This is a genomic window from Bradyrhizobium sp. Cp5.3 (genome assembly GCF_000426265.1).
In the GTDB taxonomy this organism is placed as follows: Bacteria; Pseudomonadota; Alphaproteobacteria; order Rhizobiales; family Xanthobacteraceae; genus Bradyrhizobium; species Bradyrhizobium neotropicale.
The window spans coordinates 19089-32548 of the sequence record NZ_AUFA01000029.1; the positions used below are offsets into that span (position 1 = coordinate 19089).

Here is a 13460-nt window from a genome sequence, read left to right on the forward strand (position 1 = left end):
GCAATGGGACGGCGGAAGTTCATGGGAAAACGCATTTGGAGCAGCGCGGAAGAGACCCTGGCTTTGGCGGCGCAGAGGCTGTGCCGGAAAAGCCGCGGGGCGGCGGTTGGGGAAGGAACACTACCCACCAACGAGGCGCCGCCCGTTTCCATGAGGTGATTTCGTCAACCGCCTGATTTGTTGTGATTTTCTTGCGCCCCTTCCACTCCGCGGGAAACAAAACCGATCTCGTTGAGATCACGGCTCGCGCGCCTGATGATCCCGCTCGCGCTAACGCAACCGAGCGAGGTCCGATATGGCGAAGATGCGAGCTGTCGATGCAGCCGTGCGAATTCTGGAGAAGGAAGGCGTCTCGACCGCCTTCGGCGTTCCCGGAGCGGCGATCAATCCGCTTTACTCGGCGCTGAAGAAGCGCGGGTCGATCCGCCACATCCTGGCGCGTCATGTCGAGGGCGCCTCGCACATGGCGGAAGGCTATACGCGCGCCAAGGCCGGCAATATCGGCGTCTGCATCGGCACGTCGGGGCCGGCAGGCACCGACATGATCACCGGGCTCTATTCGGCCATCGCCGATTCCATCCCGATCCTCTGCATCACCGGGCAGGCGCCGCGTGCGCGGCTCTACAAGGAGGATTTTCAGGCCGTCGACATCGAGTCGATCGCAAAGCCCGTGACCAAATGGGCGGTCACCGTGCGCGAGCCCGCGCTGGTGCCGCGCGTGTTCAGCCAGGCCTTCCACATCATGCGCTCGGGCCGACCCGGGCCGGTGCTGATCGACATGCCGCTCGACGTGCAGCTCGCCGAGATCGAGTTCGACGACGAGACCTATGAGCCCTTGCCGGTCTACAAGCCGACCGCGACGCGCAAGCAGGTCGAGAAGGCGCTGGAGATGCTGAATGCGGCCGAGCGGCCGCTGATCGTGGCGGGCGGCGGCATCATCAACGCGGACGCCTCGGACCTCCTGGTCGAATTCGCCGAGATCCTGAACGTGCCCGTGGTGCCGACGCTGATGGGGTGGGGTGCGATCCCCGACGATCACGTGCTGATGGCCGGCATGGTGGGCTTGCAGACCAGCCACCGCTACGGCAACGCCACCATGCTCGAATCCGATTTCGTGCTCGGCATCGGCAACCGCTGGGCCAACCGCCACACCGGCTCGATCGAGACGTACACCAAGGGCCGCACCTTCGTGCATGTCGACATTGAACCGACGCAGATCGGGCGGGTGTTCAATCCCGATCTCGGCATCGTCTCGGACGCGAAGGCCGCGCTCGAGCTGTTCGTCACCGTCGCCAGGGAGTGGCGGCGGTCAGGCAGGTTGCGCGAGCGCCAGGCGTGGCCCGCGGCCTGCCGCGATCGCAAGCGTTCGATGCTGCGCAGGAGCCATTTCGACAACGTGCCGATCAAGCCGCAGCGCGTCTATGAGGAGATGACCAAGGCCTTCGGCCGCGACACCTGCTACGTCACCGTGATCGGCCTGTCGCAGATCGCCGGCGCGCAGTTTTTGGGCGTCTACAAGCCGCGCAACTGGATCAATGCCGGCCAGGCGGGTCCGCTTGGTTGGACGCTGCCCGCCGCCCTCGGCGTGCGTGCGGCGTGCCCCGATCGCGACATCGTCGCGCTGTCGGGCGACTATGACTTCCAGTTCCTGATCGAGGAACTCGCGGTCGGCGCGCAGTTCAATCTGCCCTACATCCACGTCGTCGTGAACAACTCCTATCTCGGCCTGATCCGCCAGGCCCAGCGCGGCTTCGACATGGACTATCACGTCCAGCTCTCCTTCGAGAACATCAACGCGCCCGAGATCGGCGTCTACGGCGTCGACCATGTCGCGGTCGCCGAAGGCCTCGGCTGCAAGGCGATCCGTGTCACCGACCCGAAGGACGCACAGGCCGCGTTCGCGACCGCGCGCGAGCTGATGGCGAAGCACCGCGTTCCCGTCGTGGTCGAGTTCATCCTCGAACGCGTTACCAACATCGCGATGGGCACGGAGATCGACAACGTCGTCGAGTTCGAGGAGGTGCTGGATCTGCCGCTCGACGAGGTCGAGAGCACGCGGCCCGGCGCACTCGAGCCGGCGGAATAGGGAGGACAGCATCGTGCCGAAATTTGCCGCCAACCTCACCATGCTCTTCAACGAGATGCCGTTCGTCGACCGCTTTGCGGCGGCGAAAGCGGCGGGCTTCACTGGGGTCGAATATCTCTTTCCCTATGATTTCGACAAGGCGCTGCTGCGCGAGCAGCTCGAGGCTCACGGGCTGACGCAGGTGCTGCACAATCTGCCGGCCGGCAACTGGGCGGCGGGCGAGCGCGGCATCGCGATCCTGCCCGATCGCGTCAGCGAATTCCGCGACGGGGTGTTCCGCGCGATCGACTATGCCAAGGCGCTCGACTGCGAGCAGCTCAACTGCCTCGTCGGCATCGCGCCTGTCGATGCCGATCCGCGCGAGCTCAATGAGACGCTGGTCGGAAATTTGCGCTTTGCGGCTTCGACGCTGGCGCGGGAGAACATCAAGCTGCTGGTCGAACCGATCAACACGCTCGACATTCCCGGCTTCTTCCTGAGCGGCACTGAGCAGGCAGTACAACTCATCTCCGAGGTACGGTCGAGCAATCTTTTCGTCCAATACGACATCTACCACATGCAGATCATGGAGGGCGATCTCGCCCGCACCATGCAGGAATATCTCGACCGCATCGCCCACATCCAGCTTGCCGACAATCCCGGCCGCCACGAGCCCGGCACGGGCGAGATCAACTATCCCTTCCTGTTCCGCCACCTCGACGCCATCGGTTATCGCGGTTGGATCGGATGCGAATACAAGCCGCGCACCACGACGCTGGAAGGGCTCTCGTGGCATGCGGCGCAGACGTTCGAGACCTGAGAGCGCGCCGATACGGCCACGGTGACGGTGCGCTCCCTCTCCCGCCTGCGGGAGAGGGGTGGGGTGAGGGTGTCTCCTCAATGGGGTTCGCCGAGATGCGTTGAAAATCCCCGGCGGGTAGAGCCACCACCCGCCGCGCTTCGCGCGTCGACCCCCGCACGCGGGAGAGGTGCACCGAGCACGTGATCAATTTCGCTAATACAACTGAGAGAAAGTCAAACCATGATCGATATCGGCTTCATTGGACTTGGCACCATGGGACGGCCGATGGCCGGCCATCTCCAGGCCGCCGGCCATCGCCTGTTCCTGCATGACGTCGCGCCGGTCGCGCCGGAGCTGATCTCGGCTGGCGGCGTTGCCTGCAAATCGGCAAAGCAGGTGGCGGAGGAGGCGGATGCCGTCATCGTCATGGTGCCGGATACGCCGCATGTTGAGGCGGTGTTGTTCGGCAAGGACGGCGTCGCGAGCGGCATCTCGAAGGGCAAGATCGTCGTCGACATGAGCTCGATCTCGCCGCTGGCCACAAAAGAGTTCGCAAAGAAGATCGAGGCGCTCGGCGCGGACTATCTCGACGCGCCGGTCTCCGGCGGCGAAGTTGGTGCCAAGGCGGCGAGCCTCACCATCATGGTCGGCGGTCCCGAGCGTGCCTTCAACACCATGAAGCCCGTCTTCGACAAGATGGGCAAGAACGTCACCCGAGTCGGCGCGAACGGCGATGGCCAGACCACGAAGGTCGCCAACCAGATCATCGTGGCACTCACGATCGAAGCGGTGGGCGAGGCGCTGCTGTTCGCGTCGAAAGCGGGCGCCGATCCTGCGCTGGTGCGGCAGGCGTTGATGGGCGGCTTTGCCTCGTCGCGGATTCTCGAAGTGCATGGCGAGCGCATGGTGAAGCGCAATTTCGATCCGGGCTTCCGCATCGAGCTGCACCAGAAGGATCTCAACCTCGCGCTCGAAGGCGCACGTTCGCTGGGGCTTTCGCTGCCGAGCACGGCGGTGGCGCAGCAATTGTTCTCGGCCTGCACCGCGCATGGCGGCAAGGCCTGGGACCATTCGGCGATGGTGCGAGCGCTGGAACTGATGGCGAGTCACGAGATCGGCGCGGCCTGAACAGTTACGCAGTAACGGTTCCCAGTATTTTGGCGTGTCTTTGATCAGTGTGGAACCGGAACTATGACCGGGGCCGCGCGGTTGACGGCGCACAACCAACACTGGAGAAGGACATGAAAACCCGTCTTGCGATTTCGTTGGCTGCCGCGTCGCTGCTGGCATCGAGCGCAGCCTTTGCACAGTCGACGACCGCCGAGGGCGCTGCGAACGGCGCACGCGCGGGCGGCGAGATCGGCGGCCCGGTCGGCGCAATGGTCGGCGGCACCGTGGGTGCGGCCGTCGGCGCCGGCCTCGAAATTCCGAACGCGGTGCTGGGCGGAATCCCGCGCGGCGAGCCGTCGGTCGTGGTGCATGAGCGCGTCGTGGTCGGCGAGCCGCTGCCGCCGACTGTGGTGCTGCGTCCCGTGCCGAACTACACCGAATATCGCTATGCGGTCGTGAATGACCGCCGCGTGATCGTCGAGCCGCGGACGCGCCGCGTCATCAGGATTCTCGACTGATCGCCGCGAGAGTAGGCGAAGACAATCAGGCCCTGCGGAGCATCACTCCGCGGGGCTTTCGCTTGCCACAGCCGTTGCGCCAAAGCGCGCCAAGGTCCGATCGGCCGCAGCGGCAAGTGCAAAGCCGAGGCAGGCTGTGAGCGCATCGACCAAGAAGTCCTCCAGCCGCGCATGCCGTCCCGGCGCCCAGAACTGCATCAGCTCGAGCAGGCCGATCAGGGCCACTGAGAGCGCTGCGACCGCGAGGCGCCGCCGCCGATAGGCGAGGCCGAAGGCCAGCCCGATCAGAATGAAGGCGAGGGCGTGTTCACCATCCTGGCCGAGAGCGGAATGCGGCCGCAGGCCGGGCGGTCCAAGGGTGGCGAAGGTGACGGCGGCTGCAAGCAGCCAGGCAAAAGAACGAAATAAAAGGGACATCCGCGCCGCTTAGCACGGATTTGCAACGGGCTGTTGCGATGCCGGGATCAGATCGCCGTGTAGTTAATGACGAAACGTTAAAGTGGCTCGCGCACGCCTAGGCCGTGCATGAAACGCTCCCTGATTTGCACGGGATCGCGGCGCGTGGTGCCGACGCCCGGCTTGTCGTCGATCCGGGCCGCGATCAGGCTCGGTCCGGAGGCTTCGAGTGCCTCGTCGATCAGGCGCTCGAAATCGTCCTCGTCCGCGGCCCAGCTGCTGTTGGTGAGCCCCGAGCCGGCGGCGATGGCGACGAGGTCGGCGATGCCAGCGGCCGGCGTCGGCTGCGCGCCGGTGATCTGGTAGATGCCGTTGTCCATCACGATCATGGTGAGGTTCTTCGGCTTCAAGGTTGCGATGGTCGAGAGCGTGCCGAGCTGCATCAAAAGCGATCCGTCGCCTTCGAGCGCGAACACGCGGCGGTCGGGCTGCGCAAGCGCCACGCCGAGCGCGATCGGAAAGGCGAGGCCCATGCTGCCCAGCATGTAGAAATTCTGTGGGCGATGGCCGGCGGCCCAGAGGTCGAAATTGGTGTTGCCGATGCCGCCGATCACGGCCTCTTCGTTCTTGAGCTTCGCGATCAGGCGCGAGGTGACATCGAAACGGTTCATCACCTTGGTGTTGCGCGTGTCCATGGCCGGCCTCACTTGTCGAATACCTTGCCGCCGGTCAGCAGCGGGTTGAGGATCAGCGCCACTGGCGCCTGGGTGGTCACGGCCTGCTTGATCGAGCGGTCGACGATGAATTCGAGCTCGTCGAGCCGGGTGATGGTGTGGTGCTCGAGCGCCAGCGAGTCCAGCACCGGGCGCATGGTGCGGCAGACCAGCGACTGGCCGTAGTTGAACTCGCCGAGCGTGCCGCGCTCGGAGACGAACATGATCAGCGGGATCTGGTAGGGCACGGCAAGTGAGGCGAGCACGTTGGCGAGTGTGGCAAAGCCCGACGTCTGCATCAGCACCGCCCCACGCCGGCCACCCATCCAGGCGCCGGAGACGATTCCGACGGCTTCCTCCTCGCGGGCGGTGGCAAAGGTCGTGAAGAAGGGATCGGCGTGCAGGCTCTTGATCAGCGGCGTCAGTACGCGGTCCGGCACGTAAGGCACGAGGCTGATCTCGTTCCGCTTCAGGGTTTGCAGGATGATGCCGTGCCAGGTCGTCTCGGCGGATGCCTTGTCGCTCGACGCCTGGGCCGGCGAGTTATGCTGCTCCGCAATCGCCATTGCGTTCTCCCTTGGGCCGCGCTCCATGTTTCTTGGTCTCTGGCTGTCGCGGCCGCCTTGGTGCCGAACTTGACGCCGCGGGCGGGATTGTCAACATGTCCCGGCCGGCACCGTGATCTGCGCCAGACGGCCTGCCGCGGCTGGCACCGCCATGTCATAAGGAACGACAACGAGAAAACCGGGAGGACAGCATGGAAGAGCGCGTGCCGCGCCGGCCTTGACGACCTCCCTTGTAGAGCCGGAAGGGTCCTGATGTCCGTCAACAACAAGCGCGTCTTCTACGTCAAATACCTCGCCCATCCGATCTACATCGACATCCTGAAGGCGCGCCCTGACGTCCGGCTCGACCGCATCGAGAACGAAAGCCGCGAAGACGTCTATGCCCCGATCCTCAGCGCGGCGCATGTCTACCAGATCGGTGCGGCCCGCGACGAGCTCGCGCCGCACTTCCACGTCGATGCCGCCCTCCTGAAGCGGACGCCGAACCTGTTGCTCGTCTCCAGCAACGGCGCGGGCTTTGACCCCGTCGACGTCGAGGCCTGCACCGCGGCGGGTGTGCTGGTCGTCAACCAGTCCGGCGGCAACGCGCATTCCGTCGCCGAGCATGCGCTGGCGATGATGCTGACGCTGTCCAAGCGCATCATCCAGTCCGACCGCCGTCTGCGTCGCGAGCGCGACGTCAACCGCAACGATCTCGTCGGCAACGAGGTCGAGGGCAAGACCGTCGGCATCGTCGGCCTCGGCAATGTCGGCCGCCGCATCGCCGCGCTGTGCAAGGGGCTGCTCGGCATGAATGTGCTGGCCTACGATCCGTATCTGTCGGCCGAGGTGATGGCCGAGCGAGGCGGGGAGAAGGTCGAGCTCGACGAACTTCTGCGCCGTGCCGACTTTGTCTCGATCTCCTGTCCGCTGAACAAAGGCAGCCGCGGCATGATCAGCGTGCGCGAATTCGGATTGATGCAGCCGCACGCATATTTCATCACCACCGCGCGCGGCTTCATCCACGACGAGGATGCGCTGCTCCAGGCGCTGCGCGACCAGCGCATCGCGGGTGCCGGCCTCGACGTCTGGTCCAAGGAGCCGCCGCCGCCGGAGCATCCGCTGCTCCAGTTCGACAATGTGCTGGCGAGCCCGCATACTGCCGGCGTCACCAAGGAGGCGCGCCAGAACATGGGCCGGATCGCGGCCGAGCAGGTCCTGGATACGCTCGACGGCAAGCGGCCGCCGCGCATCATCAATCCCGAGGTCTGGCCGCGCTATGTGGAGCGATTCCGGCAGGCGTTTGGGGTGCTGCCGGGGTAGCGACAGGCACACTGTCCACTTGTCATGCCGGGTTCGGCTCTTCGAGCCGCCCCGGAATGACGGAGCAATCAGGGAACCGCGACTCAACTTGATCAGCGTCAAAATCTCCTTTCCCTGTGCGGGCTAAATGGGATTAGAGTGCCGCCGGGGCGGCAGGAGGTCTCATGTCAACTTATGTCGTCAAGTTCATGAAGGACGTGCTCGGCCAATACGGCCGGCAGATCGAGGTTTGCCAGGGCACGCTCGAGATCGACGCCTCCGATGAGGACGAAGCCAGAGAGCGGGCGAAGGCAAAATTCTGCAAGGATCAGGCCTTGCATCACTGGTCCCTGCATGCCGACCGGATCCAGGTGAAAGCGGCGGACTTTCCATCGTAAGGGCGCGAGCCCGTCTAGCGTCCAGGGGACGTTGCCGGCGGCGGCGCGGTCGCGCCGGCGCCGAGCGAGCGCTGCACCATGACAGTGTCTGACCAGCGGCCGTTGCGATACGCGACGCCGCACAGGAGGCCAACGCGGCCAAAGCCAAACCTTTCGTGCAGCGTCAGCGAGGGCGCGTTGTCGGCATCGATATAGCCGATCATCTGGCGGAATCCGGCCGCTGCGCAGGCGTCGATCAACTCCTGGAGCAACAGCCGCCCGACGCCGCGTCCGAGATGCTCGTGGTGGACGTAGATCGAGTGTTTCGCCGTGTAGCGATAGGCCGGGCGCTTGCGGAACAGCACCGCATAGGCGTAGCCGACGACCTCGCCGCGAAAGGTCGCGACGAGGTGCGGCAGGCGGGTCTGCTTCAGGTTCTTGCGCCGGTCGCGCAGATCGTCGGGCTCGGGCGCGCCGGTTCCCTCGACATCGCGCGGCACGCCGTGGCGGACGTGATGGCGGTAGATCGCCAGCATCGCCTCGACATCGCCCTCGCGTGAGGGCCGGACCAGGACCGGCTCGTCATCCGCACGCATCACGCTCGTTCCGTTCATCGGCGGCTACTCGGCGACGACGTAGGTATAGAGTCCGATGCGGCCGGCGGCATCGATCTCCTTGTAGACGCCCTGGATCTCGACCTCGAAGCCCGGAAACGTGTTGAAGCAGGTCTCGAACATCTTGAGATAATCGATCATGGGCTTGGCCCGTTCCGTCAGCCGCTCGCCGGGCACGATGGTGGCGATGCCGGGCGGATAGACCACGAAGGGCGTGGTCGCGATGCGCCCCGCGATCGCCTCGATCGGCAGATAGTCGACGTCGTTGCGGATCAGGCGTCGCGCCGCGTCGCGCGGCGACATTGCGATCTCCGGCAGATGCTCGGGCAGGAACTGCCGTGCCTGCAGCGCGCTGACGTCGGCCTTGCGGAAGAAGCGGTGCATCTCGGCGCAGAGATCGCGCAGCCGCACGCCGGCATAGCGCGCCTGCCGCCGCTGATAGAATTCCGGAATGGCGTCGGCCAGCAGCGCATTGTCGTCGTGCAGCTTCTTGAAGGCGACGAGGCCTGAGATCAGCGTGCCGGCCTTGCTCGCCTCGACGCCCGGCGTGAGCAGGAAGAGCAGGGAGTTGAGGTCATTCTTCTCGGGGACGATGCGGTTCTCGCGCAGGAATTGCGCGACGACCGGGGCGGGTATGCCATGTTCCGCATAGGCGCCGGTGGTGCGGTCGAAGCCGGGGGTGAGCAGCGTCAGCTTGTTCGGATCGGTCATGGCAAAGCCTTCGGTCATGCCCGGAAAGCCGTGCCAGGTGTTGTCGGGCGAGAGCTGCCACAGAGCGGGATTGGTGGCGAGCTCATCGGTCGAGAGCGTCTCCCAGGCGACCTTGTGCACGGCGCCGGGGCGGCTGACATCGGGAATGGCAATGCGATCGGGGACGAAGGGTTCGAAGAACCAGCGCCGTTCCGGGTTCTGCTCCTTCTCCTCGAACTCGCGGCCCATGGCGCGGATCTTCTTGCGCAGCTCGATGCCGAGCCGGATCGTGTCGTCCCACAACACTTCGCCGGAGCGGCCCTTCATCATCTGCGCGCCGACGTCGAGGGAGGCGAACAGCGGATAGAACGGCGAGGTCGAGGCGTGCTGCATGAAGCTCTCGTTGAAGCGGCGGTGCTCGACGCGCCGCTTCTGGCCGCGGATATGACGGTCGCGGATGTGGATCTGCGAGGCCTGCGAGAAACTGGCAAGCTGCTTGTGGGTCGACTGCGTCGCGATGATGCCGGGGGCATCGGGCGAAAGGTTCGACAGCCCCATCGCGAAGCGGCCGGCATAGAGCGGGTGGAACTTCATGAAGCCGGCCCAAGCCTCGTCGAACAGGATGTACTCGCAGAGATGGCCGATGCGCTTCAGGATCATCTCGGCGCTGTGGATCGAGCCGTCATAGGTGCACTGCTCGACCACGGCGACGCGGAACGGCCGTTCCTTGCGCCAGGCGTCGCGGTCCTCGACCAGCGGATGGTTGCGAATCGCCTCCCGCAGGGCCTTCTCGTCCAGCGCGTCCCAGCGCATCGGGCCGATCAGGCCCCAGGCGTTGCGGATGGTCGGGACATAGACTGGGATGCCGCCGTTGATCATCAGCGCGCCGTGATGGGCGGCCTTGTGGTTGTTGCGGTCGAACAGCACGAGATCGCCGTCGGTGACGAGCGCGCCGAGCGCGACCTTGTTGGAGGTCGAAGTGCCGTTGAGCACGAAATAGGTCTTCTCCGCGCCGAAGATCTGGGCGGCCTCCTTCTGCGCCTTCAGCGCCGGGCCTTCATGGGTGAGGAGGTCGCCGAGGTCGAGCACCGAATTGTCGAGGTCGTCGCGGAACACGGACTCGCCGAGATGCTCGACGAAGACGCGGCCGATCGGGCTGCGGCTGTAGAACATGCCGCCATTGTGGCCCGGGCAGGTCCAGAGCTGGTTGCCTTCCTCGGCATAGTCGACCAGCGCGCCGAAGAACGGCGTCTTCAATGTCTCCGCATATTGCTTGAGCCGGCTGATCAGGTTCTTGGCGATGAAGGGCGGGGTCTCCTCGGAGAGGAAGACGTAGCCGTCGATGAAGTCGAGCACCTCGACCGGAAGGTCCTCGAACCGCTTGCGCCGAATCAGGAGGATGATCGGGAAGTCGAGACCGCGGCGACGCATCAGGTTGATCAGCGCCGACGTCTTGCCCTCAAGGCCCTTCTTGCCCCAGTCGACCACCATGCAGCCGATCGCGGCATCTGTCTGCACCGCGATCTCGGCGTCCTCCAGCTTGCGGGCCCGGACCACTTCGAAGCCGGAGCGCTGGATCTCCTCGATGATCTGGTTGAAGCGGATGCCTTCGAGGTCGTCGGCGTCGAACACCGGTGCGGCGAAGAGGAAGTTGAAGCGCTTGAAATAGTCCATGTCAGGTCCCGAATGTGCCAGAGCGACAGGTCTCGGCACATTCGATGACAGTTCTATGACAACGGCGGCCGGCCGGCGTTTTTGCCAGTCACGACGCGGAGAGAGGCGTCCGCTAGCGCTTCGCCTCGCCGAACACCACCGTCGGCACAGCGCGATTGACGATCTCGCGCAGCGCGAAGCTCGATTGCACCCGCGCCACGCGCGGCAGCCGTGACAGCTCGGTGCGGTGGATGCGCTCGAAATCCTGGATGTCGCGGGCAAGCACGATGAGGATGTAGTCGTCGGTGCCGGACATCAGGAAGCAGCGCACGACGGAGGGGCACTTCACCACCTCCGCCTCGAAGGCCTTCAGCGCGTCATCGCTCTGGCTCTCCAGCGCGATGCGGACCAGCACCGTAATGGTAAGGCCGAATTGGGTCAGATCGAGCGCGGCCTGATAGGCCTGGATATAGCCATCGTCCTCCAACGCCTTCTGTCGCCGCGCCAGCGCCGTGCTCGACAGGCCGACTTTGTTGGCCAGCTCGGTGTGGCTGGCCCGCGCATTGGTGGTGAGTTCCGCAAGGATCGCGAGGTCTTTCCGGTCGAGGGCCAAGGTTTCGTTTCCAGCGTGAAAGGGCGCTTCAGCGCCGGAAACCGGCGCCGGGACCACGAAACTAGCGGATATTCGCATGAAACCAAACCGCGCCTGCCGCTACGATCAACAAAAGAATCAACATGTTGGCAAAGGAGCTCGCGATGCGCGTCGGTGTCCCCAGGGAGATCAAGGTGCAGGAATATCGCGTCGGGCTCACCCCGGGCGCCGTTCGCGAATATGTCGCGGCGGGGCACCAGGTCACGGTCGAAACCGGCGCCGGTGGCGGCATCGGCGCCTCCGACGAGGTCTACCAGCGGGCAGGGGCCACGATCGCCGCGAGCGCCCGCGAGATCTTCGCCAAGTCCGACATGATCGTGAAGGTGAAGGAGCCGCAACGAAGCGAATGGGCCCAGCTCCGTGAAAGCCAGATCCTTTTTACTTATCTCCATCTCGCGCCGGATCCCGAACAGGCCAAGGGCTTGCTCGCTTCCGGTTGCACCGCGATCGCCTATGAAACGGTCACGGACGCGAATGGGCGCCTCCCCCTGCTCGCGCCGATGAGCGAAGTCGCCGGCCGCCTCGCCATCGAGGCCGCCGGCGCTGCGCTCAAGCGTTCGGCCGGCGGCCGCGGCTTGCTCCTGGGCGGCGTGCCCGGTGTGCAGCCGGCGCGGCTCGTCGTGCTCGGCGGCGGCGTGGTAGGAACGCAGGCCGCCCGCATGGCGGCGGGGCTTGGTGCCGAAGTCACGGTGATCGATCGCTCAGTTCCTCGTCTGCGCCAACTGGATGATGTTTTTCTCGGGCGGGTGCGCACTCGCTTTTCGACCATCGAGGCGGTCGAGGAGGAGGTGTTCGCCGCCGACGTCGTGATCGGCGCGGTGCTGGTGCCCGGTGCCAGTGCGCCAAAACTCGTGACGCGCGCGATGCTGAAATCGATGAAGCCGGGCGCCGTGCTGGTCGACGTTGCGATCGACCAGGGCGGCTGCTTCGAGACCTCGCATCCGACCACGCACGCTGATCCGACCTACGAGGTCGACGGCATCGTGCATTATTGCGTCGCCAACATGCCGGGCGCGGTGCCGGTGACCTCGAGCCAGGCGCTGAACAATGCGACGCTGCCGTTCGGCCTGATGCTCGCCAACAAGGGCTTTGCCGCGGTGTTGGAGAATCCGCACCTTCGCAACGGTCTCAACGTGCATCGCGGCCGCATCACCAACAAGGCGGTCGCGGAGAGTCTCGGGCTGGACTTCGCACCGGTGGAGAGCGGGCTGGCGGCGTAGAGACGCCGCTTACGCCGGCTTGCGGTAGCGGCTGCCGAGCGCGGCTTCGATCGTCTCCGGCCGCCTGATGCGCTCGATCAGCATGTCGATGCGGTCGCCGCCCCAGAATAGCTCGCCGTTGAATACCATGGTGGGAACGCCGAACACGCCGAGCGCCTCGGCCTCGTCGATGATGCGGTCGTGCTCGGCGCGTGCGGGGCCGCGGACGTAACTTTCGAATTCGCTCGCCGAGCCGCCGCACGCGGTAATGATGCCCGTAATTTCCGAGAGGTCGTCGATCTCGAGCTCATGGCTCCAGAAGCGGCGGAATACCGTTTCGTGGTAGGGGCGGAAGAAGCCGTGGGCTTGCGCGAACAGCATGCCGACGCTGGAATAGAAGGCATCGTAGATCCTCCGCGGACCTTTCATGATCAGGCCTTGCGCATTGGCAAAGCGCCGCGCGTCCATATAGGCGTAACGCACCTTGCGCCAGAAATGCGGCGTGCGCTCCTCGACCGTCCCCATGAATTCGGCAACCCGCAGCGTGTAGGGCAGCCATTCCAACTCGACGCCGTGCCGCTCCTCGAGCTCGAACAGGCGCTTGTTGGCCACGAACGCGTAGGGCTCTTGTAGTCGGTGTAGATGCGGACGCGCGGCTTGGGCATGGGCGGCTTCCTTTCGAACGCACGGCGCTATCAGCAAGGCGAAGGTGAGTGCCGCAAGCTCCATCATTGCGAGCGCAGCGAAGCAATCCAGAGTGCCGCCGCGGGAAGGTACTGGATTGCTTCGCTGCGCTCGCAATGACGATGGGTGAGAGCGAACGC

14 protein-coding genes are annotated in these 13460 nt (G+C 65.1%); 7 read left to right on the plus strand and 7 right to left on the minus strand.

Going from position 1 to position 13460, the window contains the following annotated elements; genetic code table 11:
- Positions 1-295: 295 nt before the first annotated feature.
- The 4 genes from gcl (at position 296) to K289_RS0129520 (ending at position 4495) form a co-directional block, all read left to right on the plus strand.
- Entirely contained in the window at positions 296-2086 is a 1791-nt protein-coding gene (gene gcl / locus K289_RS0129505) for a glyoxylate carboligase (protein WP_027554790.1), read from the plus strand.
- 13 nt (positions 2087-2099) lie between these two features.
- The gene (gene hyi, locus K289_RS0129510) at positions 2100-2885 is read left to right on the plus strand and encodes a hydroxypyruvate isomerase (protein ID WP_027554791.1); all 786 of its coding nucleotides are present in this window, start codon (positions 2100-2102) and stop codon (positions 2883-2885) included.
- Between the two features lie 222 nt (positions 2886-3107).
- Entirely contained in the window at positions 3108-3995 is an 888-nt protein-coding gene (locus tag K289_RS0129515; RefSeq protein WP_027554792.1) for a 2-hydroxy-3-oxopropionate reductase, read from the plus strand.
- A gap of 113 nt (positions 3996-4108) precedes the next feature.
- The gene (locus tag K289_RS0129520) at positions 4109-4495 is read left to right on the plus strand and encodes a DUF1236 domain-containing protein (protein WP_027554793.1); all 387 of its coding nucleotides are present in this window, start codon (positions 4109-4111) and stop codon (positions 4493-4495) included.
- Between the two features lie 42 nt (positions 4496-4537).
- On the opposite strand, the gene K289_RS0129525 is transcribed toward K289_RS0129520, so the two are convergent.
- The 3 genes from K289_RS0129525 to K289_RS0129535 all read right to left on the minus strand — a co-directional run bounded on the left by K289_RS0129525 (position 4538) and on the right by K289_RS0129535 (position 6170).
- Complete coding sequence (locus K289_RS0129525) at positions 4538-4912, minus strand: VanZ family protein (protein ID WP_027554794.1); 375 nt, start codon at positions 4910-4912, stop codon at positions 4538-4540.
- 77 nt (positions 4913-4989) lie between these two features.
- Entirely contained in the window at positions 4990-5586 is a 597-nt protein-coding gene (locus K289_RS0129530) for a thiamine pyrophosphate-dependent enzyme (protein ID WP_027554795.1), read from the minus strand.
- 8 nt (positions 5587-5594) lie between these two features.
- Positions 5595-6170, minus strand: coding sequence for a thiamine pyrophosphate-binding protein (locus K289_RS0129535; protein ID WP_027554796.1), 576 nt, complete (start codon positions 6168-6170; stop codon positions 5595-5597).
- A gap of 252 nt (positions 6171-6422) precedes the next feature.
- Here K289_RS0129535 and K289_RS0129540 point away from each other — a divergent pair, with 252 nt between their 5' ends.
- Both K289_RS0129540 and K289_RS0129545 read left to right on the plus strand, forming a co-directional pair.
- Entirely contained in the window at positions 6423-7472 is a 1050-nt protein-coding gene (locus K289_RS0129540) for a hydroxyacid dehydrogenase (protein WP_027554797.1), read from the plus strand.
- 164 nt (positions 7473-7636) lie between these two features.
- Positions 7637-7849, plus strand: a complete 213-nt coding sequence (locus K289_RS0129545) for a hypothetical protein (RefSeq protein ID WP_027554798.1) — start codon at positions 7637-7639, stop codon at positions 7847-7849.
- Positions 7850-7863: 14 nt separating this feature from the next.
- Here K289_RS0129545 and K289_RS0129550 read toward each other — a convergent pair whose 3' ends face one another.
- From K289_RS0129550 to K289_RS0129560, 3 genes are all read right to left on the minus strand, one after another.
- A complete protein-coding gene (locus K289_RS0129550; RefSeq protein ID WP_027554799.1) occupies positions 7864-8442 on the minus strand; it encodes a GNAT family N-acetyltransferase in 579 nt (192 codons plus the stop codon).
- A gap of 6 nt (positions 8443-8448) precedes the next feature.
- Positions 8449-10806 carry an Orn/Lys/Arg decarboxylase N-terminal domain-containing protein gene (locus K289_RS0129555; RefSeq protein WP_027554800.1) on the minus strand — a complete coding sequence of 786 codons (2358 nt, stop codon included), beginning with the start codon at positions 10804-10806 and terminating at the stop codon, positions 8449-8451.
- Positions 10807-10918: 112 nt separating this feature from the next.
- The gene (locus tag K289_RS0129560; RefSeq protein WP_027554801.1) at positions 10919-11398 is read right to left on the minus strand and encodes an Lrp/AsnC family transcriptional regulator; all 480 of its coding nucleotides are present in this window, start codon (positions 11396-11398) and stop codon (positions 10919-10921) included.
- Between the two features lie 143 nt (positions 11399-11541).
- Here K289_RS0129560 and ald point away from each other — a divergent pair, with 143 nt between their 5' ends.
- Positions 11542-12657, plus strand: coding sequence for an alanine dehydrogenase (gene ald, locus K289_RS0129565; protein WP_027554802.1), 1116 nt, complete (start codon positions 11542-11544; stop codon positions 12655-12657).
- 9 nt (positions 12658-12666) lie between these two features.
- Here ald and K289_RS45550 read toward each other — a convergent pair whose 3' ends face one another.
- The gene (locus K289_RS45550; protein WP_245284035.1) at positions 12667-13248 is read right to left on the minus strand and encodes a 2-hydroxychromene-2-carboxylate isomerase; all 582 of its coding nucleotides are present in this window, start codon (positions 13246-13248) and stop codon (positions 12667-12669) included.
- Positions 13249-13460: the final 212 nt, after the last annotated feature.